This window comes from Caulobacter sp. SLTY (genome assembly GCF_009905535.1).
Lineage (GTDB): Bacteria > Pseudomonadota > Alphaproteobacteria > Caulobacterales > Caulobacteraceae > Caulobacter.
In genome coordinates this window covers 16429-40047 of the sequence record NZ_JAAALA010000023.1, presented here as the reverse complement: position 1 = coordinate 40047, position 23619 = coordinate 16429, and the positions used below count along the sequence as shown (strand labels likewise).

Genomic DNA, 23619 nt, shown 5'->3' with positions numbered 1-23619 from the left:
ACCCGGTAGTCGGATCAAACGCGCGACCAGCACGAATCTAGAGCAACGCCCGCAGGCGCTCGGTGAGCGCCGCCTCGTCCTTCATCTCGCATTCCCACACCGTCTCGACCCGCCAGTCGGCCGCCTCCAGCGCAGCCCGGTTGACGACGTCCCGCTCCCGGTTGCGCCCCACCTTCCCCAGCCAGTAGTCGCGGTTCGCCTTGGGCACCCGCGCCCCCCGCGCGCAGTCGTGGCCGTGCCAGAAACAGCCGTGGACGAAGATCGCCAGCCGCCGGCCGGCCATGACGATGTCCGGCTTGCCCGGCAGGTCCTTGCGGTGCAGCCGGTAGCGGGCGCCCAGCGCCGTCAACTGACGCCGGACCTTCAGCTCGGGCGTGGTGTCGCGGCCCTTTACGCGGCGCATGACGGCCGAGCGCTTCTCCGGGCTGTAGACGTCGGTCACCGGCCCCGCTGAGCCAGCCGCTCGAACTCGGCGCGCGGAAACTGCGGCGCCGAGCAGCTGTTGGTGCGCCACCGCCCTTCGTTGCGATAGGCGATGACCAGATAGGTCCGGCCGCGCTGGAAGCGGATGCCGCACATGCCGCCGGTCGCCTCGCCATGGACGATGCGGCGCATCTTCTGCGGCTCGCCCTTCAAGGTCCGCTGGACGACAAAGCGCGTAGCGGCCGGGGGCGGCCCGCCGTCGCGGCTCAGGACTTCACGCCCGTCCGCCCGACCGATGAAGATCAGCTGCCCCTTGGCGTACTGCTCGGCGGCGCTCTTGTAGCGCACGCAGCTGCAGGCCCAGGCGGCGGAGGCGGAAACGGCCACCATGGCGAGGGCCCCGATCAGCAGGGTCGGTGCGCGTTTCATCGGGACCTTCGGGCCGCCTTCTCGTACTCGATCAGGGGGAAATGCGGCGCCAGCATGGTGGAGGTTCCCAGGCGACCCTCGTTGACCATTGCCAGGACCAGCGTGGTTTGACCGGGTCTGTACCTCACATAGTCGCAGGTGGTGGGGGTGTACTGCTGGACCACCCGAACCTTGGCGGGGCGGCCCTTCAGGGTTCGCACGACGTTGAAGCGGGTTTCGATCCAACCCTCGCGCCCCGGCAGCGGCCGAGTGCCGATCACCCGCCCCACGAAGGCGACATCCGCCCGCGCCAGATGCTCCGCAGGGTTCTTGGGCGGCGCGAAACGGCAGGCCAGGGCTCCGCCGGCGCCTGTCGCCCACAGCGCCAGCGAGGTCGCCAGGACGATCCAGCCCCTGCGCATCACAGCCCGTCGAACAGCGCCGTCGACAGATAGCGCTCGGCGAAGCTGGGGATGATGGTCACGATCAGCTTGCCTTCGTACTCCGGCCGGCTGGCCAGTTCGAAGGCGGCGGTCAGCGCGGCGCCGGAGGAGATGCCGACCGGCAGGCCCTCGACGGCGGCGGCCTTGCGGGCCATGGCGAAGCTATCGTCGTTGCTGACCTGGACAATGTCGTCGATCACCCCCCGGTCGAGGATGCCGGGCACGAAGCCGGCGCCGATGCCCTGGATCTTGTGCGGCCCGGGCTGGCCGCCGGACAGCACGGCGCTGTTCTCCGGCTCCACCGCCACCATCCGCAGCGACGGCTTGCGGGCCTTCAGCACCTGGCCGACGCCGGTGATGGTGCCGCCGGTGCCGACGCCGGAGACCACCGCATCGACCCGGCCCTCGGTGTCGTTCCAGATCTCCTCGGCGGTGGAGACCCGGTGGATCAGCGGGTTGGCGGCGTTCTCGAACTGCTGGGGCATCACCGAACCGGGGATCTCGTTCAGCAGTTCGGTGGCCCGGGCCACGGCGCCGCGCATGCCCTTCTCGGCCGGCGTCAGCTCCAGCTTGGCGCCCAGCAGCACCAGCATCTTGCGCCGCTCGATCGACATGCTCTCGGGCATCACCAGGATGAGCTTGTAGCCCTTGGCCGCCGCCACGAAGGCCAGGGCGATGCCCGTGTTGCCGCTGGTCGGCTCAACGATGGTCGCGCCCGGCGTCAGGGCGCCCTCGGCCTCCAGCTGCTCGATCATCGATACCCCGATGCGGTCCTTGACCGAGGCCATCGGGTTGAAGAACTCCAGCTTGGCGACCACCTCGCCGCGCGGCTTCAGCTCGGCCGACAGGCGGGGCAGGGCGACGATCGGGGTGTCGCCGATCAGGTCGAGAACGGACGGAAAGATCTTGCCGCGCCCGGCGCGGGCGTAGCGGGCGGCGTCGAAGGACTGGGTCATCGCGGTCTCGCGGGGTGGGGATGGGACAAAGCTAGGGCGCCCGGACGGCAATCTCAATCCCGACTGGTTTGATCGTATTTTATCAGGCCGCCGCGCGGGCGCTGCCGGCCAGCAGCGGCTCCAGCAGATGCTCGGCCAGCCAACGCACCACCGGCACGGCCACCCCATCGCCGACCACCTGCAGCGCGCCGGTCTGGCTGGGCGGCAGAATGTAGTCGTCGGCCAGGCCCATCAGCCGGGCCCCCTCCCGTCCGGTCAGCAGGCGGGAGCGGATCTGCCCGCCCTCGGCGACGATCAGCATCTGGCGCGAGGAGCCCCCACGCGGGGTCCGCAGACAGCCCGCCGCCCCGTCCAGCCGTATCTCGGCGCGGGGGACGCCGGCGCGGGTGCGGCGAAACACGGCGGCCACGCACCGCCCCGGCCCGGCGGCGTCCAGCCGGCGGCGGTGCAGCGGCGCCATCTGGGCCAGCAGGGCGCCGGTCTGGGCCTCGCTGCGCCAGGCCACCGCGTCATCAGGCTCCAGCAGGTCGGCGAGGGCGGTGTTTCGGGCCGGTGGCGGCGGCAGTCGCCAGTCGATCCAATGGCTGCGCAACCCGGCCGGCAGGCGGTCGCGAGCGGCCAGCACGGCGGGGGTCTGGAACGGTCCCGTCCCGATCAGGACGGCCGGCGGCGGCTCGCGGGTGGCGACAATGAACACCCGGGGCCGCGACTGGGGGGTGAAGGCCGCGGCGTCGATCTCCAGCGCTCCGAACCGGTAGCCTTCGTCCGCCAGCGCCTGGGCCAGGGCGGTGAAGTCCGCACCGCCGTGCGAGGTCAGCAGGCCGACCACATTCTCCACCACCACGGTGCGGGGCGCCCGGCCCTCGGCGTTCAGCGCCCGCATCAGCGACCAGAAGCCGAAAAAGGCGCTCGACCGTCCGCCACCCAGGCCGGCCCGCGCGCCCGCCAGGCTGAAGTCCTGGCAGGGGCTGGAGGCCCAGGCGAGGTCGGCCCGGCCCGGCAGCGTCTCAGGCGTCAGGCCCCAGACATCGCCCTGGCGCAGGTGATGTACGGCGTCGGCGAAGTTGGCGCGATAGGCTGCGGCTTTGACCCGGTCGAAGTCGTTGGCGAAGGCGCAGGCCCAGCCCGCGCCCAGGCCCAGGCGCGCCATGCCGCCGCCGGCGAAGAACTCGTAGAAGGTGAGGCCGTTTCGACTCATCGGACTTTGAGTCTAACCTGCGTCGCGCGGGCGCAAAGCCCGAACAGGAAACCGCCATGCGCCGCTTCGTCCCGCCCGCCCTGATCGCCGCCTTGGCCTTGGCCGCCTGCGCGCCCGAAGCGCCCGGCGGCGGCGAAGCCGTGCCGCCCGCCGACGCTCCGCCGCCCGCCCAGGCCCCCGGCCAACCACAGGTGGTCGCGCCCACTGACCCGGCCGCCCCCTTCCGCCAGGACTTCGTGCTGTCGGGGACCGAGCCCTTCTGGCGGGTGGACGTGAAGGGAACGACCCTGGTGCTGACCCGGCCTGATCCGGAACCGGCGGTCACCGGCGCCAACGCATCCCTGGCGGCCAGCAGCGGCAAGGCGACCTGGACCACCCCCGCCCTGACCGCCACGGTCACCGCCAAGACCTGTTCCGACGGGATGAGCGACCGGGTCTATCCCTACGAGGCGGTGGTCAAGGTCGGCGACCTGGAGCTGAAGGGCTGCGGCATCTCGGCCGAGGACTGGGCGAAATTTAAGCCGCAATAATCTGCGTCATCCCGGCCGGAGGCCCGAAGGGCTGGAGAGCCGGGACCCAGGAGGGCGTGATCTCGCTGTTCCAGCCGCCTGCGCCTGTGGCCCTGGGTCCCGGCTCTCCGGCCTTCGCCCTGCGGCCGGGATCACGGCCGTTTAACGGGCTGATCTGTGCATTCGCACCGGGATCGACTTATAGGCCGGCGTCCCGCTGCGCTTGTCGCGGTCCGACAGATCCACCAAAGGATTGGCCTCCGGATAGTAGGCCGCCAGGCACCCCCTCGGCAGGTCGCGGGCCACCGCCGTGAAGCCGCGCAGCACCCGCTCGATGCTGTCGTCGCTCACCCCTTCCAGGTCTATGACATCCCCGTCAGCGATCCCCCGCGCCGCCAGGTCGGCCGAGTTGGCGAACACCACGTCCCGGCGGCCCTTCACGCCTCGATAGCGATCGTTCAGCCCGTAGATGGTGGTGTTATACTGATCGTGACTGCGGAGGGTGGTCAGCAGCAGGACGTCCGCTTTCCCGCGCGTCGGGTCGTCCTTGCCCGCCTCGTCGGGGGCATAGGGGATGAAGGCGGCGCGGCCGGAGGTGGTGGTCCACACCCGCTCGCCCGTCGGCACGGGCAGACGGAAGCCGCCGGGGGTGCGGATGCGGGCGTTGTAGTCCTCGAACTGGTCGGGGAAGACCTGCTCGATCATCTCGCGTACCCGGTCATAGTCCCCGGCCAGCCCTCGCCAGTCGATGCCGCTGCCCTCGCCCAGGCTGGCCAGGGCCAGTTCGGCGACGATCCAGGGCTCGGACCGCAGGTGCTCGGACGCCGGCGGCTTCATGCCCCGGCTGGCGTGGACCATCGACATGCTGTCCTCGACGGTCACCGACTGGCGGCCCGTGGCCTGGACGTCGATCTCGGTGCGGCCCAGGCAGGGCAGGATCCAGGCCGCCTTGCCGGCCAACAGATGGGTGCGGTTGAGCTTGGTGGCGATGTTGACCGTCAGGTCCAGGCCCTTGACCGCCGGATAGGTCTGGGCCGGGTCCGGCGCGGCGACGGCGAAGTTGCCGCCCAGACAGACCAGCGCCTTGGCCTCCCCGGCCAGCATGGCCTCGATGGCCTCGGGCACCGTGTGGCCGTGGGCGGTCGGCGGGGAAAAACCGAACACCTTGGTTAGACTGGCGAGCAGGGCCGGCGAGGGCTTCTCCGAGACCCCGACCGTCCGGGCGCCCTGGACGTTGGAATGGCCGCGCAGGGGACAGATGCCCGCCCCCGGCCGCCCGATATGGCCGCCGAGCAGCAACAGATTGACCAGCTGCTGCACCAGGCTGGAGGCCGAGCGATGCTGGGTCAGCCCCATGCCGTAGCAGAGGATCACCGCCTTCGACCGCTGATAGATGTCGGCGGCCTCCTCGATCTCGGCGCGGGTCAGGCCCCCGCGCGCCTCGATCCAGTCCCAGTCGGCCGCCGTGACGGCGGCCTTCAACGCCTCCAGGCCGGCGGTGTGCTGGGTGATGAACGCGTGGTCGAGAGCATCCCGTTCGATCAACAGCTTCATCAGCCCGGTCAGCACCGCGACGTCGCCGCCGACCTTCAGCTGGTAATAGCGGCTGGCGATGTCGGTCCCGCTCAGGGTGGCCATCTCGACCGGGTCCTGAGGGCTGGCGAACGTCTCCAGCGCCCGCTCCTTCATCGGGTTGAACACCAGGATGGCCGCGCCCCGCCGGGCGGCGTCGCGCAGGGTGGCCATCATCCGGGGATGGTTGGTGCCGGGGTTGTGGCCGAAGCTGAGGATGCAGTCGGCGTGGTCGAAATCCTCCAGGGTGACCGAGCCCTTGCCCAGCCCCAACTGTTCGGCCAGGCCGACGCTGGTCGGCTCGTGGCACATGTTGGAGCAGTCGGGGAAGTTGTTGGTCCCGAACCGCCGGCCCCACAGCTGGAACAGGAAGGCCGCCTCGTTGGACGCCCGGCCGGAGGCGTAGAACTCCACCTGGTTGGGATCGAAGGCGGCGATCACGCGGCCGATGGCGGTGGTCGCCTCGTCCCAGCTTGCCCGCACAAACCGGTCGGATGCCGGATCGTAGCGCAGCGGCTCGGTCAGCCGGCCCAGATCCTCCAACGCATGGTCCGTCCATTGCCAGAGCTCGGAGACCGTATGGGCGCCGACCGCCTCGGGCGTGGCCCGTTTGCTGGTGGTCTCCCAGGCCACCGCCTTGGCCCCGTTTTCACAGAATTCGAAGCTGGAAGTGTGTTTGGGGTCCGGCCAGGCGCAGCCCGGACAGTCGAACCCGTCCGGCTGGTTGGCGGCCAGCAACGCCTTGCCGCCCTCCGCCACCGTCTCCTGGTCGGCCAGCGCCCCAGCGACCGCCTTCAGCGCGCCCCAGCCGCCGGCCGGCGGTTTGTAGGGTTTGACACCCTTGGTCATTGGATCCGCTCCCCGCCGGTGAAGACCGTGAACCCATCGGCCCGCGCCAGGGCGATCAGGGTCAGGTTGGATTCCTCGGCCTTACGGATGGCCAGGGCGGTCGGCGCCGAGATGGCCACCAACACCGGAAACCCGGCGATGGCCGCCTTCTCGACCATCTCGTAGCTGCACCGGCTGGTCACCAGGCAGACCGGCGCGGTGACCCCGGCCCGGGCGGCGGCCCCGATCACCTTGTCCAGCGCATTGTGCCGCCCGACATCCTCGCGGACCAGCAGCACCCTCCCCGTGGCATCGGCCAGGGCGGCGGCGTGGCAGGCGCGGGTCAGCCGGCCGAGGTCCTGCTGCGCCTCCAGGGCGTCGAGGGCGGCAGCGATGGCGGCGCGGGAGACCGGGGCGATGTTGCGCACCGGCTCCAGCGGCCGCACCGCGGCGGCCAGCCGCTGCACCCCGCATAGGCCACAGGACGACCGTCCCTCCAGGGTGCGGGCGCGGGCTTTGGCCCTGGACGCGCGGGCGGAGGCGGTCAGGCGGACATCGACCTGGATACCCTCGGGCAGGGTCTCGACCCTGACGCCGGCGATCTGCTCGGCGGTGGCGATGCGCTCGGACAGGGTGAAGCCGACGGCGAGATCCTCGACGTCGGCGGGCGTGGCCATCAGCACCGCGTGCGGCCGGCCATCGTAGAGGATACCCACCGGGGCCTCGTCGGCGAGGGGGCGTTCGATAGCCTCCGAGGCCCCGCCGGTGCGCCACTGGCGTCCGGGGCGGGTCTCGACGGTCGGGAGAAGCGGGGACATTCGCCAAGGCTACGCCTGTACCCGGCAGAGGCAAGCCTTCGCTCTCCGCTCCCGAGAGGGGGCGGAGGACGGTTCGGAGCGTGAGCGACGGACCAGGAGGCGGGGCAGCGCCGGCGTTTGGAGGTTTCTTCTGAACTGGCGGTGGGGACCCCCTCGGTCTGGCTCGCTTGCAGCGCTCGCCAGAGCCTCTCCCCCATCTGCGATGGGGGAGAGCGAAGAACTACGGCTTCAGCAGGTCTGCCGTATCCTCGCCAAGCTTCGGCGCGCGCTTCCCCGGCATCCGCTCACCGTCGATCCGGATCGGCGCAGCCAGCATCTGCAGGCCTTGTGGCATATCCGGGTGCTCGACGACGTCGCGCATGCCGACCTCGGCCACGAAGGGGTTGGCCAGGGCCGCCGCCACGTCGTTGACCGGCCCGAATGGGACGCGGCCCGCCAGCAGCGTCGCCCATTCCGCGCTGGTGCGGGTTGCGAACAGGCCGTCGAGGGCCTCGCTCAAGGCCGCGAGGTTCTTGTGGCGGGCGGACAGGTCCTCGAACCTCGGATCGGCGAGCAAATCTTCCCGCCCGGCCACGACGCACAGTTCCCGCCAGAACTTCTCGGTCATGCACATCAGCTGGCCATAGCCGTCCGCCGTCTTCACCCGCTGCACTGGGGCCAGCGACGGGTGAGCCCCATTGGGCAGCCGCTCGGCCGGGTGGCCGGCGTTCATCGCCCAGATGGCGGGGTAGCTCAGCTGGTGCAGGGCCACGTCGAACAGGCAGACGTCGACGTCGCAGCCCACCCCCGTGGTCCGCGCTGACAGCAGGGCGCTGACCAGGGCGAAGGCGAAGGTGGTCCCGCTCATGAAGTCGATGATCGAGACGCCCATCCGGGCCGGCGGGCCGTCGGGCTCGCCGGTCAGGCTCATCAGGCCGCACTCGGCCTGCATCGGATAGTCATAGCCGGGCCAGGCCTCCCGGCTGTTGCCCCGGCCATAGGCCGACAGGTGGCCGCAGACGATGGCGGGGTTGATGGCCTTCAGCGCCTCATAGGTGAGGCCGAGCTTGGCCGGCTGGTCGCCGCGATAGTTGTTGACCACCAGTTCGGCGCCGGCCACCAGGCGCTCGAAATCGGCCCGGCCCTTCGGGTCTTTGAGCTCCAGGGCGACGGACTTCTTGTGGCGCGAGAAGGTCTGGAAATACTGGCTGTCATGCTCGCCGAGGCGATACGGCCCGGTCGGGCGGGAGGCGTCGCCGCCGAGGCTGGGCGATTCCACCTTGATCACCTCGGCGCCCAATTCGGCCATCAGCAGGGTGGCGTAGGGGCCCGCTCCGAAATGCTCCAGGGCGAGGACGCGCACCCCCTCGAGAGGCCGCCTCACCAATAGGCCTCCATGATTTCGCGGGCCCAGGCCGGCTCGCGGACCTCGCCGCGCGGCAGAAAGCCGGTCAGCACCGGCTTGATGTCGAGGACCGGCGTGCCGTCGATGGCGTCCAACCCCTCGACGATCAGGGTTCGGCCCTCGACCGCGACGATGGAGCAGACGGTGACCCCCAGGCGGTTGGGCCGGTTCTTGCCCCGCTGGGCGAAGATGCCGACCAGCGGCCAGTCCTTGCGGCCGCGCGGGTGGCGGGCGCCGGTGACGATCTGGTCGTCCGTCACCTGATCGAAGACGAAGATGACTTCGGCATGGGAAAAATCGCCCAGGCTGGCCAGCGCCTCTTCCGGGATGTGCTCGGCCAGTTCGATCCGGGCGCGGCTCTGGCCCCAGTCGTCATCCGTGGCCTCGCTGCGGCCGCCCCGCACATGGGCGACAGGGGTGAGGGTGAATGTCATGGCGCGCTCCCACGGCTTGGCGGGGATCGCATACGCCCACCGGGCGGGGGCGTAAACGGAACTTGGCCCCGGCGGGCGGGATTAACGGAGGTGAGGAGAAACCCCCATGCGCCTGTTGATCTGCGCCGCTGCCGCCACCCTGTCCCTGGCCGCCTGCGCCACCCCCACTGCCTACGGCCCCGCCCCGGACGGGCGAGCTGTGGGCTTTTCCGACTATCGCATCGCCACCGGCCGCTATCGGGTCACCTTCCAGGGCGGCCCCGGCGCTCCGCCGGAACAGGTCAGCGACTTCGCCCTGCGCCGGGCGGCCGAGATCGCGGTGCGGGACGGCTACGACTGGTTCCGGGTGGTGGACCGGATCGGCGATCGGTCCGGCTCGCGCGGCGGGACCAGCATCGGGATCGGCGGCGGGACGGGCGGCTATCGCTCGGGCGTCGGGATGGGGGTGGGGACCACCTTCGACCTCTCCGGCGGCCCGGCCTACCGGATGACCCTGGAAGTGCTGGCCGGCAAAGGCGCCAAGCCCGAGGACGCCTACGATGCGCGGGAAATGGCTGGTTAAGCTGATTGGCCCGCAACCCAGCCGGACGCCCAGGCCCACTGGAAGTTGTAGCCGCCGAGCCAGCCGGTGACGTCCACGCATTCGCCGATGAAGTAGAGGCCGGGAACGCCGCGAGCGGCCATGGTCTTCTGATCCAGCGCGGCGGTGTCGATGCCGCCCAGGGTGACCTCGGCGGTGCGGTAGCCTTCGGAGCCGACGGGCTTGAAGCGCCAGGCGTTGACGGCATCGGCCATGGCCTTGAGGGCGCGGTCGGGCTGGTCCGCCAGGTTGCCGGGCGCGGCGTGGGTGTCGGCGATCAGCACCGCCAGGGCCTTGGGCAGCTTCCACGCCAGGGCGGTGTGGGGCGCGGTCTTGGGGTGGGTGCGCTTGGATTCCTTGAGGAAATTGAGCACGTCGAGGCCCGGCGCCAGGTCGGCGGCCAGTTCGTCGCCCTCGCGCCAGTAGGACGAGATCTGCAGGATGGCCGGTCCGCTGAGGCCTCGGTGGGTGAACAGCAGGTCCTCGGTGAAGCGGGTCTTGCCGCAACCGACCACGGCCTGGTTCACCGCCACCCCGGCCAGGGGCTTCAGCTGGTCCAGCACATGCACCGCGAAGGTCAGGGGGACGAGGGCCGGGCGGGTGTCGAGCACGGGGACCTCGAACTGCCGGGCGATCTCATAAGCAAAGCCCGTCGCGCCCATTTTCGGAATCGACTTGCCGCCACATGCTGCCACCAGGCTCTCGCAGGCGATGCGCCCGCCGCCGACGGCGATCTCGAATCCGCTGTCGGTCTGTTCGATGCGGTCGATTTCGACGTTTAAGCGGAGGATGGCTCCGTTTTCCCGCATCTCGTCCAGCAGCATGGCGACGATCTGTTTGGCCGAGCCGTCGCAGAACAGCTGGCCGAGCGTCTTCTCATGCCAGGCGATGCCGTGCTTCTCGACCAGGGCGATGAAGTCGCGCGGGCGATAGCGGCTGAGCGCCGAGCGGGCGAAGTGGGGGTTGGCCGACAGGTAGCGGTCCGGCCGGTCACCCTCCAGGTTGGTGAAGTTGCAGCGGCCGCCGCCGGAGATGCGGATCTTCTCTCCGGGCGCGGCGGCGTGGTCGAGGACGAGCACCCGGCGGCCGCGCTTGCCGGCCTCGATGGCGCACATCATCCCGGCCGCGCCGGCGCCGACTATCACAACATCGAAGGTTTCAGCGGTCCTGGCCATGGCCGCTTCGACCCCAGGGGGGCGGGGAAGTCAACGGGATAGGGGATTTCCGCTTTCTGCGAACGATTCTCATTGCAAGGCTGAAATGCTGCGATTAAGAACGCTTCGCAATCGCATGCGGCCGGTCGCCGCAGGGGTTAGTTGGGGATAGATTTCGTATGAGCACCATCAAGCCGCTGGGCGTCAGCGCCCGCGCCAAGCGCGCCCTGTCCGTGGCCGCCGTCGCCGGGATCGCCGGGTTCGGCCTGGCCACGGCCACCATGGCCGCCGACGAGGCGCCGATGTCGGCCGCCGGGGCGGACGCCGACCAGCCGACCGACGTCAGCGGCGTGGACATCACCGGCGAGACCGGGGCCAAGCCAGCCTCGACCAAGTACACCGCCAAGCCAGTGGACACCCCCCAGACCATCACCGTGGTCTCCGAACGGACTCTGCGCGACCAGAACCTGCTGACCCTGCGCGATGTGCTGCAGACGGTGCCCGGCATCACCTTCGGGGCCGGCGAGGGCGGCGGCGGCTATGGCGACAGCATCAACCTGCGTGGCTACAGCGCCAACAACGACATCACCACCGACGGCCTGCGCGACTCGGCGCAGTACAGCCGCACCGACACCTTCAACCTGCAGCAGATCGAGGTCGTCAACGGCCCGAACGGCGCCTATTCGGGCTCCGGCGGGGTCGGCGGCACGATCAACCTGGTCAGCAAGACGCCGTTCGCGGCCGACCGCACCACGGTCACCGGGGGCCTGGGCACCGACAACTACAGCCGGCTGACGGTCGACTCCAACCTGCTGCTGACCGACAGCATCGCCATCCGCCTGAACGGCATGGTCCACCAGAACGACGTCCCCGGCCGGGACGTGGAGGTCTATGAGCGCTGGGGCTTCGCGCCCTCGATCACCTTCGGCGTCGGCGGCCCGACCAGCTTCACCCTGTCGCTGATGCACCAGGAGGACAAGAACACCCCGCGCTACGGCGTGCCCTATGCGTCGAACGCCTTCCTGAACGGCCCGCTTCCGGGCGTCGATCCGTCGAACTACTACGGCTATCGCAACATCGACAGCCAGGAGACCTCGGTCGACAGCGCCACCCTGCGCTTCCGCCACGAGTTCACCGACGACCTGATCCTGACCAGCACGAGTCGGTACCTGAAGGTGAACCAGGACCTGACGGTCAACCCGCCGCAGGGGACCTGGTGTCTGTCCAGCGGCTTCAACGCCCAGACCGGCGCGGTCTGCGCCACGCCGGGGATCTACACCCCCTCCGGCCCTCGCGGCACGCGCCGCGACTCCGAGAACACCCAGATCGTCAGCCAGTGGGACCTGAACTGGACGTTCAACACAGGTTCGGTCAGCCACAACATGGTGGTCGGCGTCGCCTTCTCGAACGAGACCTATGACCTGGTCAGCGGCAACGTGCAGCGTAGTCCGCTGGGCGCCACGCCCAACCCGGCCCTGCCGCCGATGAACATCGCCAACCCGAACAACGTCTACACCGGGCCGATCAACTTCGTCCGCACGGGTGTCAGCGACGGCGAGCTGAATAACCAGGCGATCTATCTGTTCGACAACGTCGAGTTCGGCCCGATGTTCGCCGTGAACTTCGGCGTCCGCTACGAGAACAACGAGGGCGAGTTCACCTCGGCCACCATCGCGACCCCCTATCCGGCCCCGCCGGCCAGCCCGGTGATCACCACCGCCCCGACGGCGCGCAACGAGGAGCAGCTGTTCTCCTACCGCGTCGGGGCGGTGTTCAAGCCGGCCGAGAACGGCTCGATCTACCTGGCCTATGGTGACGTCAGCACGCCCAGCCAGGCCACCGTCAACAGCGGCTGCTCGACCACCGGCACGGCCCAGAACTGCGACCTCGAGCCGGAAGAGGGCGAGACCATCGAGTTGGGGACCAAGTGGGATCTGTTCGACGGCCGCCTCTCCCTGACCGGTGCGCTGTTCCAGAACACCCGCAGCAAGATCCGCCTGGCCTCCAACGACCCGGCCATCCCGGTGCAGCAGCAGGACGGCGAAAGCCGGGTGCGGGGCCTGACCCTGGGCGCCAGCGGCCAGATCCTGCCCAACTGGACGGTGATCGCCAACTACACCTATCTGGACAGCGAGATCCTGCGGAACGTCGCCAGCACGGCCCTGCCGCCGAACGATGTCGACTTCCTGAAGGGCGACCCGATCCCGTTCACGCCCAAGCACGCGTTCAACGTCTGGACCAGCTACCAGATCAACCCGGACTGGCTGGTCGGCGTCGGCGCCAACTATGCCGGCGAGTACGGGTTCCAGCGGCCGAATGCCGCCGCGCCGCAGCTGTATTCGGATGACTACTGGGTGTTCAACGCCGCGGTCACCTGGAACATCAACGATCGGATCGGCCTGCAGCTGAACCTGAAGAACCTCACCGATGAGGACTATTACACCAACATCCGCTCGTCTTCGGGCTTTGGCTGGGCCGTACCCGGCGACGCCCGCTCCGCCGTGCTGACCGCTACCGCCAGGTTCTGACCCCCTCCTCCTCCGGGTTGGACACTGGCCCGCCCCGTTCGCTCCCCGGCGGACGGGGCCTTGTCTTCTGCACCTATCACGCGTGGCAAGATGCCGCGCACACCATGTGGGCGTGTAAACCTTCCTTCATCGATCCGAGCGCAGGCTACGGTTCATGGTTGGGGAAGAACTAAAGGGGAGCGCGCCAAGCTGCGCGCCAGGATGCGCGCCGGGGGGCGACGCGGCGCGGTGGTTCTTCGAGAACGGCCGTGACCTCTTCTGTGTGATCGATCGCCAGGGCCGCTTCAAGATACTCAATCCCGCCTGGACGCAGGCCACCGGCTGGACCAGTGAAGAGCTGATCGGCGCCTCGCCGGCCGACTACATCCATCCCGACGACCGGGCCGATTTCGCTCAGATGGCCAAGCGGCTGGCCGCCACCGGCGAGGCGCTGAACTTCGCGCGGATAAAACTGAAGAACGGCGCCTGGCGCTGGTTCGAGGGCCGCAATCGCCGGACCGCCGAGGGCGAGGTGGTCGGGGTGCTGCGCGATGTGCAGGAGGAGCGGGTCCGCGAGGCCGAGCTGGCCGCCGCCCGCCGCGACCAGGCCATGCTGTCGGAGGCCGCCGGCATCGGGACCTGGACCTATGAGCCCAAGGAGGACCGCATCGCCTGGTCGCCGGATGTGCTGGCCCTGTTCGGCTGGCAGGCCGAGGATATCGACACCCCGGCCAAGTTCCTGGCCATGCTCGATCCCGACCAGGTCGAGGAGACCAACAGGGCCTTCACCCGCGGGGTGGAGCTGGGCGAGGGATCGACCATCGAACACCGCCTTCGGGGCGCCGACGGCCGCTGGCTGATCATGCGGGCCACCTTCCGCACCGAGCGGCGGGGCCGGCTGTTCGCCCTCAAGGGCATCTCCCAGAACGTCACCGAGCTGGCCACCGCCCGCGACGCCGCCCTGAGCGGCCAGCAACGGGTGACCGCCCTGGCCGAGGAACTGACCGCCAACGCCGTGCGCCTGAAGCTGGCGCTGAACGCCGCCGAGGCGGGCGCCTTCGAGATCGACCATGCGGGCCAGACCTTCTGGGCCTCGGACCGCTTCTACGACCTGGTCGGGCGCCGGATGACCTATGCCGAGATCAACGTCCCGGTCTGGCCCTTCGTGCATCCGGAGGACCAGGCGGCGGTGATCGCCGCCAACGTGCGCTGGGCCAGCGGCGACACCACCGAGCCGATGGAATTCCGGATCATCCACCTGGACGGCCGCGAGCGGTGGGTGCGGGCCTTCTACGCCATCGACACCGCAACCCGCCGCGCGGTCGGGCTGGTGCTGGATATCGACGCCCGCAAGCGCCAGGAGCTCGCCCTGGTGGCGGCCGAGCGGCAGGCGCTGGCGGCCAGCGAGGCCAAGGCCCGGTTCCTGGCCAACATGAGCCACGAGCTGCGCACCCCGATGAACGGGGTGCTGGGGGTGATGCACCTTCTGGAGCGCGAGCCGCTGTCGGACGACGGCCGGCGGCTGCTGGACGAGGCGCTCGGCTGTGGCCGGATGCTGACCACCCTGCTGGACGACGTCATCGACTTCTCGCGCATCGAGGCCGGCAAGCTGGAGCTCAGCGCCGAGCCGATCGATGTCGCCGGCCTGGTCGATGGGGTGGCCCGCGTGCTGGGTCCCCAGGCGGAGGGCCAGGGCATCGAGCTGTCGGTCGAGGGCGCCGCGGAACTGGGCTGGGCGCTGGCCGACGGCGTGCGCCTGCGCCAGGCCCTGTTCAACCTGGTCGGCAACGCGGTCAAGTTCACCTTGCATGGCGGGGTGGCGGTGCGCTGCGCCCGCCAGGGCGAGGCGCTGGTCTTCGAGATCCAGGACACCGGCGTCGGCATCCCGCTGGAGGCCCAGGCGGGCCTGTTCGAACGCTTCCACCAGGCCGACGCCTCGACCACGCGCCAGTTCGGCGGCTCGGGCCTGGGCCTGGCCATCACCCATCGGCTGGCTGAGATGATGGGTGGGGGGCTCACCTTCGTCTCCGAGCCCGGTCACGGCTCGACCTTCACCCTGACGGTGCGCGCCCCGGCCGCCTTGGCCCAGGCCCCGCCGGCGGCGCTCCCGGACGGCGCCCTGGCCGGGCTGTCGGTGCTGGTCGTCGAGGACAACCCGACCAACCGGATGATTGCCGTCAAGCTGCTGGAAACCCTGGGCGCGGCGGCGACCACCGCCCATGACGGGCTGGACGGGGTCGAGCGGGCCCGGACCGGCGCCTATGACCTGATCCTGATGGACATCCAGATGCCCGGCATCGACGGGGTGGAGGCCACCCGCCGCATCCGGGCGCTCACCGGGCCATCCGCGACGACCCCGATCATCGCCCTGACCGCCAACGTCATGGCCCACCAGGCCCGCGCCTACCGCGAGGCCGGCATGGACGGGGTGGTCGCCAAACCCCTCTCCCCCGCCGCCCTGATGACGGAGATCGTCAGGCTGTCGCAGGACGCCGAGGTCGAGAGCGACGCGGCCTGATCGGTCGCGCGCGATCTGGCGCCCGCCTTCTGGCGTCCACGATCTGGCGTCCTGGCAAAGTTGGGTGCTAGACCTTGCCCCTTGTTCACCTCGGGGGAGGATGCCGATGACCGACCAGACCACCGACGCCGCGCCGGAAGACGCGCCTGTTTCCATGCGCACGGTGGTGGCGGCCTCATCGGCGGGCACGGCCTTCGAGTGGTATGACTTCTTCATCTTCGGCAGCCTGGCCGGGGTGATTTCCCAGGTCTTCTTCACCGGGCTGAACGAGACCGCCGGGCTGATCGCCGCCCTGGCTCTGTTCGGCACCGGCTTTGCGTTCCGGCCGCTGGGGGCGCTGATCTTCGGGCGGATGGGCGACAAGGTGGGGCGCAAGGCGGCCTTCCTGATCACCGTCACCCTGATGGGCGGGGCGACCTTCGCCATCGGCCTGTTGCCCACCTACAACCAAGCCGGGATCATCGCCCCGATCCTGCTGATCGTGCTGCGCATCCTGCAGGGCACGGCCCTGGGCGGCGAGTACGGCGGGGCGGCCATCTACGTGGCCGAGCATGCGCCGGCCAACAAACGCGGGCTGATGACCGGCTGGATCCAGACCTCGGCGGCGCTGGGCCTGCTGGGCGCGCTCGGCGTCATCCTGGCCACCCGCACCCTGGTTGGCGAAGAAGCCTTCAAGGCCTGGGGCTGGCGCGTGCCCTTCCTGCTGTCGGCCGGTTTGCTGGCCATCTCCATCTTCATGCGGATGAAGCTGTCGGAGAGCCCCAGTTTCCAGAAGCTGAAGGAAGCGGGCGAGCAGTCGCAGCATCCGTTCCGCGAGGCCTTCGGCCAGTGGAAGAACCTGAAGCTGGTGCTGGTCGCCCTGGTGGCCATCATGTTCGCGCAAGGGGCGGTCTGGTACTGCGCCTTCTTCTACAGCCAGGTCTTCATGGAGAAGTTCCTGAAGGTGCCGCCGGCGACGGTGAACGGGCTGATGATGACCGTCACCCTGGCTAGCGCCCCGCTCTATGTCTTCTTCGGCTGGCTGTCGGACAGGTACGGCCGCAAGTGGGTGATGTGGTTCGGCATGGTGCTGGCCCTGCTGGCCTTCTTGCCGGGCTTCCACCTGATGACCCAGTTCGCCAATCCGGGCCTGGCCGAGGCGGCGCGCAACACCCCCGTGGTGGTGGTGGCCGATCCGGACGCCTGCTCGCTGCAGTTCGATCCGGTGGGCAAGACCGCCTTCGTCACCAGCTGCGACATCGCCAAGAGCTACCTGGCCAACGCCGGCATCAACTATGACAATGAGGCGGCTCCGGCCGGGTCGGTGGCCAAGGTGCGGATCGGCGAGGTCGAGGTGGTCAGCGTCGAGGGCGGCGGGCTGGACAAGGCCTCGCTGAAGACGGTGAAGGCGGGGGTCGAGGGGCGGCTGAAGGCGGCGCTGACGCAGGCCGGCTATCCGGCCGGGGCGGACCCTGAGCGGATCAACATCATCGGTCTGTTCTGCGTGCTGATGGTGTTCACCATCGCGGCGACGGCGCTGTATGGGCCGCAGGCCTCGGCCCTGGTGGAGATGTTTCCGACGCGGGTGCGCTACACCGCCCTGTCGCTGCCCTATCACGTGGGCACGGGCTGGGTCGGCGGCTTCGTGCCGTTCAGCGCCTTCGCCATCGTGGCGGCGACGGGGAACATCTACGCGGGCCTGGCCTATCCGATCTTCTTCACCGGCATCAGCGTGCTGACGACCCTGCTGATGCTGAAGGAGACCAAGGGGCGGTCGCTGGATTTCTAGGGGACTGGTTGCCCGCGCCGGGCGATCGAAGAGTTCGCGCAGCGGCGGACGGGCAACCTGTCCCCGATAGGCCACGGAGTGTCGGGGACAGGTACGCCGGGTGCGGGTTGCGTATCGCCAGATGCTTCGGCGCGGCGGCGAACCAGTCCCCTTATTTCCCCAGCCGCTTCAGCGCCCAGCGGGTCAGGGCGTCGGCGCCCATCACCGCCGCGACGGCGATCGCCGCGGCCAGCAGGCAGAGGGCGGCGGCGCGTTGTTCGGCGCCGGGGGTCTGGATGGCCTGGTAGATGGCCGAGGGCAGGGTCAGGCTGACGCCGGGGATGGCGGCGGCGAAGGTGATAGTGGCGCCGAACTCGCCCAGGGCCTTGGCGAAGCCCAGCACCCCGCCGGCGGCGATGCCCGGCAGGGAAAGGGGCAGGGTCACGCGGGCCAGCCGGGACCACCAGCCGGCGCCCAGCGTGCGGGCGGCCTGGTCGGCGTGGGGCGGGGCGGCCTCGATGGACAGGCGAATCGGGCGGACCATCAGCGGGAAGGCCATGACGGCGGCGGCCAGGGCGGCGCCGGTCCAGTCGAAGGCCAGCACGATCCCCAGCCGCGACAGGGGCTCGCCCAGCAGGCCCTGGCGGCCGAGCAGCAGCAGCAGGGCGTACCCGGTGGCCACGGGCGGCAGGACCAGGGGCAGGTGGACGGCCGCGTCCAGCAGGGAACGACCGGGGAAGCTTCCCCGCGCCAGGGCGTAGGCGGCGGCGAAGGCCAGGGGCAGGGCGCAAAGGGTCGCCACGGTGGCCACCTTCAGCGACAGCAGGACGACGGCCAGGTCTTCGGGGGTGAGGCCGGTCATGGATGCGGGCCTTCCGGTGGAGGGCCCATCGACGTCCCACCGGCGGACCGGACCATCTTGCCCCTCTCCCGCGAGGGAGAGGGAGGGACCCGCCGCGAAGCGGTGGGGGGGAGAGGGTTTACGGTGTCAGACCTTCGGGCGCCGTAAACCCTCCCCCTACCCCCTCCCTCAGGGAGGGGGGCGCCAGGATGTTCAGCCGCCTGTGGTCGCTCAGCCTTCAACCCGGGGCGGCCAGCATGACTTCGACCGCCACGCCCTCGGCGGCCAGGGCCTTGAGGTCGGTCAGGGTGGGGGCGCGGGTGATAATGCGGACGACCTGGCGGCCGGCGCGGGCCAGGGCGGAGAGGGCTTCGGGGGTGGCGTCGGCGGGACTGAGGCGGCCGGCGTCGCGGCGGGCCAGGGCCAGGACGGCGGGGTCGGTGTCGGCGTCGAAGGCGATCACGTCCGCCTCGGCCAGGGCGCGGGAGGCGCGCAGGGTGAGCAGGTCGGCGGGGCCGCGTCCGGCGACGAAGGCGATGCGGCCGACGGGGCCGCCGCCCTTGGCGATGGCGGCGCGCAGCAGAGCCTCGGCCCTGTCCATGTCGCCGTCCAGGGCCGCCTGGGCCGCCTCGCCGCCCAGCACCCCGCGCAGGAAGGATCGGCGGGCGACCAGGTCCGGATAGGCCTCGCGGACCTCGCCCTGCAGCTTGCGCAGCAGCACCGCCACCCGGCCCGCCCCCGGCGGCACCCGCGCCTCGATATCGTTGCGCAGCAGGCTGGCCAGCATCGGCGCCGCCCCGGCCGTGCCGACGGCGGCAACCACCGCGCCCCGGTCGATCAAGGCGGGGGTGTTGAAGTCACAGAGGTCCGGCCGGTCGACGACATTGACCAGGGCCCCGGCCGCGCGCGCGGCGCCGGCGGCGGCCTGGATGAACAGGTCGTCGCCGGCGATGAAGGCCAGCAACGCCCCGCCGTAGGAGCCGACCAGGAAGGCCTGGGGGCCTTCCAGCCGCACCAGCTGGGCCGGGGAGCCGTCGAACAGCCGGGCCTTGGCCTCGGCGGCCTCGCCGGTCCCGGCGATGACCACGCGGCGCCCCTCCAGGGGGAAGAAGGCGGGAAAGGCGTCCACCCTAGCCGGCCACGCAGCTTGTGTAAGGTCCGCCGGGGAAGCCCTCGAGCATGGCCGCCTCGCCCTTGCCCCAGATCTGATAGGTCCCGTCGCCGTAGCGGGCGCCCGAGGCGCTGGGCAGGTGGGGCAGGGTGCGGGAGACGCCGCCGGCGTTGACCTGCACCTTGTCGCCCTCCAGGCCCCAGGCGGCGGTGAACCGCTTGCCCCCGGCGCATCGATAGAGGATGGCGTCGGATCGCGCGCCGGGCGCGGCCTGCGGCCGGGCGCTGGGCAGGGCAGGGCGCTGGGCCGGCTTGGCGGGCGACGGCGAGGCCGCCGAGGCAGGCGCCGGCGGCAGGGTCTGGCGCGGCGCGCCGGCGCAGGCAGCCAGGGTCAGCCCGCCGAGGCCGATCGCCAGGAGGACCGTCGTCTGCTTCACTTCTGGGCCTTCAGGTAGGCGATGATCGCCGCCCGCGCCTTGGGGTCGGCGACCTTGTTGAACATCTTGCCGCCGGGCGCGAAGGCGCCGGGGTTGGTCAGGTAGGCGTCCAGATTGGCGTCGGTCCAGGTCCCGCCCTTGGCGGTCAGGGCCTTGGAATAGGCGTAGCCCGGCGCCCCCGCCACCTTGCGGCCCGAGACGCCCTTGAGGGTGGGGCCGGCCGGGCTGTTGGTCCCGGTCAGGGTGTGGCAGCTCTTGCACTGGGCGTTGAACAGGGCGGCGCCGTCCTGGGCCTGGGCGCCCGTCGCCGGAGCCAGTGCGATCAGGGCCAGTGCGATCAGGGCCAGTGCGATCAGGGCCGGGGCGGCGGCGGCGGGCTGGGCGGTGCGCATCGGGGCTCCTCGTGTCGGGTCGCCCATAACCTAGGACAGGAACGGCCCGGCGCGAAGGGCGCAACGCCTGATGGGCGAGGCGAATGCGCCGGCGCCGGCATTAAGAGCCGGTAACTAAGTTACACGAGTTTAATATCGTTAAACGATATGTAATTTGATCGAAAAGCGATGCGGCCCTATCCCTCTCCTCACGGACGGCGCAGCGCGGTCCGGGCCTGATCCCCAAGGGGACGGGCGAAATCTGAAAGAGAGGGACTACCAAAATGACCTTCGGAAAAGTGACTTCGGTCGTCGATCGCCTGGCCGTGGCCATGGTCTACACCGCCTTCGTGGTTGTCATGCCGCTGGCCGCCTACGCCTTCGTCGCCCAGTCCGTCTAAGTGGCGGACTGTTCGTGAGGCCGCCTGGCAAGGCTTGCCCGCCGGGAAGTTCCGTGGGAACCGGGACCGGCGGGCGCCTTTAGCGGCGCTGGGCAGATAACGACTTTCGGGCGCTGACCGTCATGAGAACCCTAGGACCCGGCTCGGTTTCGAGCTTCCTGAAGATCATCCTCGACGTCACCTGGTTCGCCCTTTGGGTGTTGATCGGCATCTTGGCGCTGGCGGGGCTCGCCGCGCTGCTGCTCAGTTTCAACACCGAGCTCATCGAGCAAATTCAATTCCGCACCGACATCGGTGAAGATCCGGGCAGGATCGGCCCGATGATGGCCGCCGCCCTGTTCGCCGGGGCGCTGTACATGGGCGGGGTGCTGCTGATCGTCGGCAACCTGCGCCGCATCTTCCAGACCCTGACGGCGGGCGATCCCTTCCATCCCGACAATGTCGGTCGGCTGCGGTTCATCGGCCTGGCCCTGGCGGGGCTGGAACTGGGCCGCTGGGTGTTCTGGGGCGCCACCGCCATGCTGTTTCCGGACGTCGACCGGGGCAACGGCGCCCTCAACCTGACCACCTGGTTCTCGGTGATGGTCGTCTTCGTGCTGGCCGAGGTCTTCCGCGAAGGCGCCCGGCTGCGCCGCGAAGCCGAACTGACGATCTGAGGAGACCTTAAAGCATGGCCATCCTCGTCCGCCTCGACCGCGTGCTGCTGGAGCAGCGCATGTCGCTCACCGAACTGGCCGATCGCGTCGGCGTGACCATCGCCAACCTGTCGATCCTGAAGACCGGCAAGGCCCGGGCGATCCGGTTTTCGACCCTGGATGCGTTGTGCCGCGAACTGGGCTGCCAGCCGGGGGATATCCTGTCGTTCGAGCCGGGGCCGAGCGACTATGCGGATGATGAGGATTCGTACGGAGGGGCGTGAGGGCGCTGCTCGTTCCTCATTTCCCGTCATCCTAGGCCTTGTGCCTAGGATCCATGGTTCAGCCGCCGCGAATGCCTGCCCTGGAGGCGCGGCCGCGCCTCCACCCTGCCGTCCGTGTGAGCGGAAAAATGGATCCTAGGCACAGGGCCTAGGATAACGGGTTGTGGGTGGCGAAAGGCGTGGATCAGAGGCCCACCGCCGCCCGCTGCATCGCGAACAGCTCGCCGATGCCCTTCTCGGCCAGGCCGAACAGCGCCTCGAATTCTCCCCGGGTAAAACCCCGCTTCTCGCCGGTGGCCTGGATCTCGACGATGTCGCCGTTTCCGGTGAGGACGAAGTTGCTGTCGGCCTCGGCGTTGGAGTCTTCCTCGTAGTCGAGGTCGAGGACGGGCACGCCGTCGAACACGCCGCAGGACACCGCCGCTACCTGGTCGAGGATCGGGTCGGTGGTGAGCACCCCTTCGTCCAGCAGGTATTTGGTCGCCAGCCGCAGGGCCACCCAGGCGCCGGTGATGGCGGCCGTGCGGGTGCCGCCGTCGGCCTGGACCACGTCGCAGTCGAGGACGATCTGGCGTTCGCCCAGGGCCTTCATGTCGACCACGGCGCGCAGGGAGCGGCCGATCAGGCGCTGAATCTCCTGGGTGCGGCCCGACTGCTTGCCCTGCGCGGCCTCGCGGCGGCCGCGGGTGTGGGTGGCTCTAGGCAACATTCCGTACTCGGCGGTGACCCAGCCGGCGCCCTTGCCGCGCATCCAGCCGGGCACGCCGGTCTCGACGCTGGCGGTGACCAGCACCTTGGTATGGCCGAAAGTGACCAGGCAGCTGCCCTCCGCATAGCGGTTGACGCCGGTCTCGAGGGTGACGGCGCGAAGCTGGTCGGGTACGCGTTGGGACGGGCGCATGACGGTCTCTTGTCTGGAAGGGTCGCGCGCTTATCCTAGATGCCGGTCCCCGCGTCCACAGGATGAGATGAGCCCTCTGATCCCGCCTTTCCCGAATTCCGGCCTTTCGCAGACCCCCAGCCTGTCGGACCTCGACGGGCGGGCGCGCGATATCTTCCGGCGGGTTGTGGAAAGCTATCTGGAAACCGGGGAGCCGGTGGGTTCTCGCACCATCTCCAAGGGCGGGGTGCATCTGTCGCCGGCCTCGATCCGCAACACCATGCAGGACCTGGCGCAGCTGGGGCTGCTGAACAGTCCGCATGTTAGCGCCGGGCGTATGCCGACCCATGCGGGGTTGCGATTGTTCGTCGACGGGCTGCTGGAGGTGGGGGATGTGGGCGAGGCCGAGCGCAACGCCATCGAGGGTCGGCTGAAAAGCCGGGGCCAGTCGATGGACCAGGCCCTGCAGGAGGCCAGCGCTATCCTCTCCGGCCTGGCCGGGGGGGCGGGGGTGGTGGTCACCCCGGCCCGCGAGGCCGGGGTCAAGCATGTGGAGTTCGTGGCGCTGGGGCCCGACCGGGCGCTGGTGGTCATCGTGCTGGAGGACGGGGCGGTCGAGAACCGCATCATGCGGCTGGCCCCCGGCATCACCCCTTCAGCCCTGAACGAGGCCTCGAACTTTCTGGGCGCGCGGCTGCAGGGTCGGACCCTGGGCGAGGCGCGGGGCGAGATGCGGGCCGAGCTGGACCTGGCCCGCCGCGAACTGGACAGTGTCGCCTCCCGCCTGGTCGAGGACGGGCTGGCCGCCTGGGGCGGCGGGACGGAGGACGCCCGGGCCCTGATCGTGCGGGGCCAGGCCAACCTGATCGAGGGAGCGGCGGCCGAAGACCTGGAGCGGGTGCGGCGCCTGTTCGAGGACCTGGAGCAGAAGGAACAGCTGATCGGCCTGCTCGACGGGGTCAAGGAAGCCGAGGGGGTGCGGATCTTCATCGGCGCGGAGACGCGCCTCTTTTCACTTTCGGGTTCCGCTGTGATCGCGGCTCCCTATATGTCGGGCCGGCAGAAGGTGCTGGGCGCGATCGGGGTGATCGGCCCGGCGCGGTTGAACTATGCCCGCGTGATCCCGTTGGTGGACTATACCGCCCGGGTCCTGGGCCAGATGATGGACGGATGAGACCGGT

At 70.0% G+C, this 23619-nt stretch carries 23 protein-coding genes and 1 pseudogene; 8 read left to right on the top strand and 16 right to left on the bottom strand.

Annotation, left to right across the window (positions count from 1 at the left end):
- Window positions 1-37: 37 nt before the first annotated feature.
- The 5 genes from vsr to GVN21_RS13855 all read right to left on the bottom strand — a co-directional run bounded on the left by vsr (window position 38) and on the right by GVN21_RS13855 (window position 3428).
- Entirely contained in the window at window positions 38-442 is a 405-nt protein-coding gene (gene vsr / locus GVN21_RS13875) for a DNA mismatch endonuclease Vsr (RefSeq protein ID WP_166575352.1), read from the bottom strand.
- Window positions 439-852 carry a hypothetical protein gene (locus GVN21_RS13870; protein WP_166575351.1) on the bottom strand — a complete coding sequence of 138 codons (414 nt, stop codon included), beginning with the start codon at window positions 850-852 and terminating at the stop codon, window positions 439-441. The genes vsr and GVN21_RS13870 overlap by 4 nt, the downstream gene beginning before the upstream one ends.
- A complete protein-coding gene (locus GVN21_RS13865; RefSeq protein ID WP_166575350.1) occupies window positions 849-1253 on the bottom strand; it encodes a hypothetical protein in 405 nt (134 codons plus the stop codon). Before GVN21_RS13865 ends, GVN21_RS13870 begins: the two co-directional genes overlap by 4 nt.
- On the bottom strand, window positions 1253-2230 hold the full coding sequence (gene cysK, locus GVN21_RS13860) for a cysteine synthase A (protein ID WP_166575349.1): 978 nt from the start codon (window positions 2228-2230) through the stop codon (window positions 1253-1255). Before cysK ends, GVN21_RS13865 begins: the two co-directional genes overlap by 1 nt.
- A gap of 82 nt (window positions 2231-2312) precedes the next feature.
- Window positions 2313-3428: a DNA cytosine methyltransferase gene (locus tag GVN21_RS13855; protein WP_166575348.1), complete on the bottom strand. Its 1116-nt coding sequence runs from the start codon at window positions 3426-3428 to the stop codon at window positions 2313-2315.
- 56 nt (window positions 3429-3484) lie between these two features.
- Between GVN21_RS13855 and GVN21_RS13850 the strand changes: the two genes are divergently transcribed.
- The gene (locus GVN21_RS13850) at window positions 3485-3958 is read left to right on the top strand and encodes a hypothetical protein (protein WP_166575347.1); all 474 of its coding nucleotides are present in this window, start codon (window positions 3485-3487) and stop codon (window positions 3956-3958) included.
- A 141-nt stretch (window positions 3959-4099) separates the two neighbouring features.
- On the opposite strand, the gene GVN21_RS13845 is transcribed toward GVN21_RS13850, so the two are convergent.
- From GVN21_RS13845 to GVN21_RS13830, 4 genes are all read right to left on the bottom strand, one after another.
- On the bottom strand, window positions 4100-6358 hold the full coding sequence (locus tag GVN21_RS13845; protein ID WP_166575346.1) for an FdhF/YdeP family oxidoreductase: 2259 nt from the start codon (window positions 6356-6358) through the stop codon (window positions 4100-4102).
- Window positions 6355-7155 carry a formate dehydrogenase accessory sulfurtransferase FdhD gene (gene fdhD / locus GVN21_RS13840; RefSeq protein WP_166575345.1) on the bottom strand — a complete coding sequence of 267 codons (801 nt, stop codon included), beginning with the start codon at window positions 7153-7155 and terminating at the stop codon, window positions 6355-6357. Before fdhD ends, GVN21_RS13845 begins: the two co-directional genes overlap by 4 nt.
- A 220-nt stretch (window positions 7156-7375) precedes the next feature.
- Window positions 7376-8518 (bottom strand): CoA transferase, encoded by a 1143-nt coding sequence (locus tag GVN21_RS13835; RefSeq protein ID WP_166575344.1) that lies wholly within the window; start codon window positions 8516-8518, stop codon window positions 7376-7378.
- Window positions 8515-8973 carry an SAM-dependent methyltransferase gene (locus GVN21_RS13830; protein ID WP_166575343.1) on the bottom strand — a complete coding sequence of 153 codons (459 nt, stop codon included), beginning with the start codon at window positions 8971-8973 and terminating at the stop codon, window positions 8515-8517. Before GVN21_RS13830 ends, GVN21_RS13835 begins: the two co-directional genes overlap by 4 nt.
- A 106-nt stretch (window positions 8974-9079) precedes the next feature.
- Between GVN21_RS13830 and GVN21_RS13825 the strand changes: the two genes are divergently transcribed.
- The gene (locus GVN21_RS13825; protein ID WP_166575342.1) at window positions 9080-9535 is read left to right on the top strand and encodes a hypothetical protein; all 456 of its coding nucleotides are present in this window, start codon (window positions 9080-9082) and stop codon (window positions 9533-9535) included.
- On the opposite strand, the gene GVN21_RS13820 is transcribed toward GVN21_RS13825, so the two are convergent.
- Window positions 9532-10728: an NAD(P)/FAD-dependent oxidoreductase gene (locus GVN21_RS13820; RefSeq protein WP_166575341.1), complete on the bottom strand. Its 1197-nt coding sequence runs from the start codon at window positions 10726-10728 to the stop codon at window positions 9532-9534. The genes GVN21_RS13825 and GVN21_RS13820 overlap by 4 nt on opposite strands.
- A gap of 158 nt (window positions 10729-10886) precedes the next feature.
- Between GVN21_RS13820 and GVN21_RS13815 the strand changes: the two genes are divergently transcribed.
- The 3 genes from GVN21_RS13815 to GVN21_RS13805 all read left to right on the top strand — a co-directional run bounded on the left by GVN21_RS13815 (window position 10887) and on the right by GVN21_RS13805 (window position 17500).
- Complete coding sequence (locus tag GVN21_RS13815) at window positions 10887-13235, top strand: TonB-dependent siderophore receptor (protein ID WP_166575340.1); 2349 nt, start codon at window positions 10887-10889, stop codon at window positions 13233-13235.
- Between the two features lie 154 nt (window positions 13236-13389).
- A complete protein-coding gene (locus GVN21_RS13810) occupies window positions 13390-15732 on the top strand; it encodes a PAS domain-containing protein (protein ID WP_166575339.1) in 2343 nt (780 codons plus the stop codon).
- Between the two features lie 106 nt (window positions 15733-15838).
- The gene (locus tag GVN21_RS13805) at window positions 15839-17500 is read left to right on the top strand and encodes an MFS transporter (RefSeq protein ID WP_240902939.1); all 1662 of its coding nucleotides are present in this window, start codon (window positions 15839-15841) and stop codon (window positions 17498-17500) included.
- Window positions 17501-17651: 151 nt separating this feature from the next.
- Here the strand turns inward: GVN21_RS13805 and modB are convergent, their stop codons facing one another.
- The 5 genes and pseudogenes from modB to GVN21_RS13785 all read right to left on the bottom strand — a co-directional run bounded on the left by modB (window position 17652) and on the right by GVN21_RS13785 (window position 20259).
- A complete protein-coding gene (gene modB, locus GVN21_RS13800; RefSeq protein WP_166575338.1) occupies window positions 17652-18341 on the bottom strand; it encodes a molybdate ABC transporter permease subunit in 690 nt (229 codons plus the stop codon).
- Window positions 18342-18415: 74 nt separating this feature from the next.
- Window positions 18416-18487, bottom strand: a pseudogene (locus tag GVN21_RS20925) (hypothetical protein); the annotation flags it as partial.
- Between the two features lie 71 nt (window positions 18488-18558).
- A complete protein-coding gene (locus tag GVN21_RS13795) occupies window positions 18559-19449 on the bottom strand; it encodes a siroheme synthase (protein WP_166575337.1) in 891 nt (296 codons plus the stop codon).
- 1 nt (window position 19450) lies between these two features.
- Window positions 19451-19867: an MliC family protein gene (locus GVN21_RS21190; protein WP_166575336.1), complete on the bottom strand. Its 417-nt coding sequence runs from the start codon at window positions 19865-19867 to the stop codon at window positions 19451-19453.
- On the bottom strand, window positions 19864-20259 hold the full coding sequence (locus GVN21_RS13785; RefSeq protein ID WP_166575335.1) for a c-type cytochrome: 396 nt from the start codon (window positions 20257-20259) through the stop codon (window positions 19864-19866). The genes GVN21_RS21190 and GVN21_RS13785 overlap by 4 nt, the downstream gene beginning before the upstream one ends.
- 502 nt (window positions 20260-20761) lie before the next feature.
- Here GVN21_RS13785 and GVN21_RS13780 point away from each other — a divergent pair.
- Both GVN21_RS13780 and GVN21_RS13775 read left to right on the top strand, forming a co-directional pair.
- Window positions 20762-21295: a DUF2975 domain-containing protein gene (locus GVN21_RS13780; protein ID WP_166575334.1), complete on the top strand. Its 534-nt coding sequence runs from the start codon at window positions 20762-20764 to the stop codon at window positions 21293-21295.
- A gap of 14 nt (window positions 21296-21309) precedes the next feature.
- Window positions 21310-21558: a helix-turn-helix transcriptional regulator gene (locus tag GVN21_RS13775; protein ID WP_166575333.1), complete on the top strand. Its 249-nt coding sequence runs from the start codon at window positions 21310-21312 to the stop codon at window positions 21556-21558.
- A gap of 184 nt (window positions 21559-21742) precedes the next feature.
- Here GVN21_RS13775 and rph read toward each other — a convergent pair whose 3' ends face one another.
- Complete coding sequence (rph, locus tag GVN21_RS13770; RefSeq protein WP_166575332.1) at window positions 21743-22459, bottom strand: ribonuclease PH; 717 nt, start codon at window positions 22457-22459, stop codon at window positions 21743-21745.
- A gap of 67 nt (window positions 22460-22526) precedes the next feature.
- Here rph and hrcA point away from each other — a divergent pair, with 67 nt between their 5' ends.
- Window positions 22527-23612, top strand: a complete 1086-nt coding sequence (gene hrcA, locus GVN21_RS13765) for a heat-inducible transcriptional repressor HrcA (RefSeq protein WP_166575331.1) — start codon at window positions 22527-22529, stop codon at window positions 23610-23612.
- Window positions 23613-23619: the final 7 nt, after the last annotated feature.

Coding starts and splice junctions, on each gene's coding strand:
- GVN21_RS13870 (WP_166575351.1), bottom strand. CDS start 852: ATGAAACGCGCACCGACCCTGCTGATCGGGGCCCTCGCCATGGTGGCC.
- GVN21_RS13865 (WP_166575350.1), bottom strand. CDS start 1,253: ATGCGCAGGGGCTGGATCGTCCTGGCGACCTCGCTGGCGCTGTGGGCG.
- cysK (WP_166575349.1), bottom strand. CDS start 2,230: ATGACCCAGTCCTTCGACGCCGCCCGCTACGCCCGCGCCGGGCGCGGC.
- GVN21_RS13855 (WP_166575348.1), bottom strand. CDS start 3,428: ATGAGTCGAAACGGCCTCACCTTCTACGAGTTCTTCGCCGGCGGCGGC.
- GVN21_RS13850 (WP_166575347.1), top strand. CDS start 3,485: ATGCGCCGCTTCGTCCCGCCCGCCCTGATCGCCGCCTTGGCCTTGGCC.
- GVN21_RS13845 (WP_166575346.1), bottom strand. CDS start 6,358: ATGACCAAGGGTGTCAAACCCTACAAACCGCCGGCCGGCGGCTGGGGC.
- fdhD (WP_166575345.1), bottom strand. CDS start 7,155: ATGTCCCCGCTTCTCCCGACCGTCGAGACCCGCCCCGGACGCCAGTGG.
- GVN21_RS13830 (WP_166575343.1), bottom strand. CDS start 8,973: ATGACATTCACCCTCACCCCTGTCGCCCATGTGCGGGGCGGCCGCAGC.
- GVN21_RS13825 (WP_166575342.1), top strand. CDS start 9,080: ATGCGCCTGTTGATCTGCGCCGCTGCCGCCACCCTGTCCCTGGCCGCC.
- GVN21_RS13820 (WP_166575341.1), bottom strand. CDS start 10,728: ATGGCCAGGACCGCTGAAACCTTCGATGTTGTGATAGTCGGCGCCGGC.
- GVN21_RS13815 (WP_166575340.1), top strand. CDS start 10,887: ATGAGCACCATCAAGCCGCTGGGCGTCAGCGCCCGCGCCAAGCGCGCC.
- GVN21_RS13810 (WP_166575339.1), top strand. CDS start 13,390: ATGGTTGGGGAAGAACTAAAGGGGAGCGCGCCAAGCTGCGCGCCAGGA.
- GVN21_RS13805 (WP_240902939.1), top strand. CDS start 15,839: ATGACCGACCAGACCACCGACGCCGCGCCGGAAGACGCGCCTGTTTCC.
- modB (WP_166575338.1), bottom strand. CDS start 18,341: ATGACCGGCCTCACCCCCGAAGACCTGGCCGTCGTCCTGCTGTCGCTG.
- GVN21_RS13785 (WP_166575335.1), bottom strand. CDS start 20,259: ATGCGCACCGCCCAGCCCGCCGCCGCCGCCCCGGCCCTGATCGCACTG.
- GVN21_RS13780 (WP_166575334.1), top strand. CDS start 20,762: ATGAGAACCCTAGGACCCGGCTCGGTTTCGAGCTTCCTGAAGATCATC.
- GVN21_RS13775 (WP_166575333.1), top strand. CDS start 21,310: ATGGCCATCCTCGTCCGCCTCGACCGCGTGCTGCTGGAGCAGCGCATG.
- rph (WP_166575332.1), bottom strand. CDS start 22,459: ATGCGCCCGTCCCAACGCGTACCCGACCAGCTTCGCGCCGTCACCCTC.
- hrcA (WP_166575331.1), top strand. CDS start 22,527: ATGAGCCCTCTGATCCCGCCTTTCCCGAATTCCGGCCTTTCGCAGACC.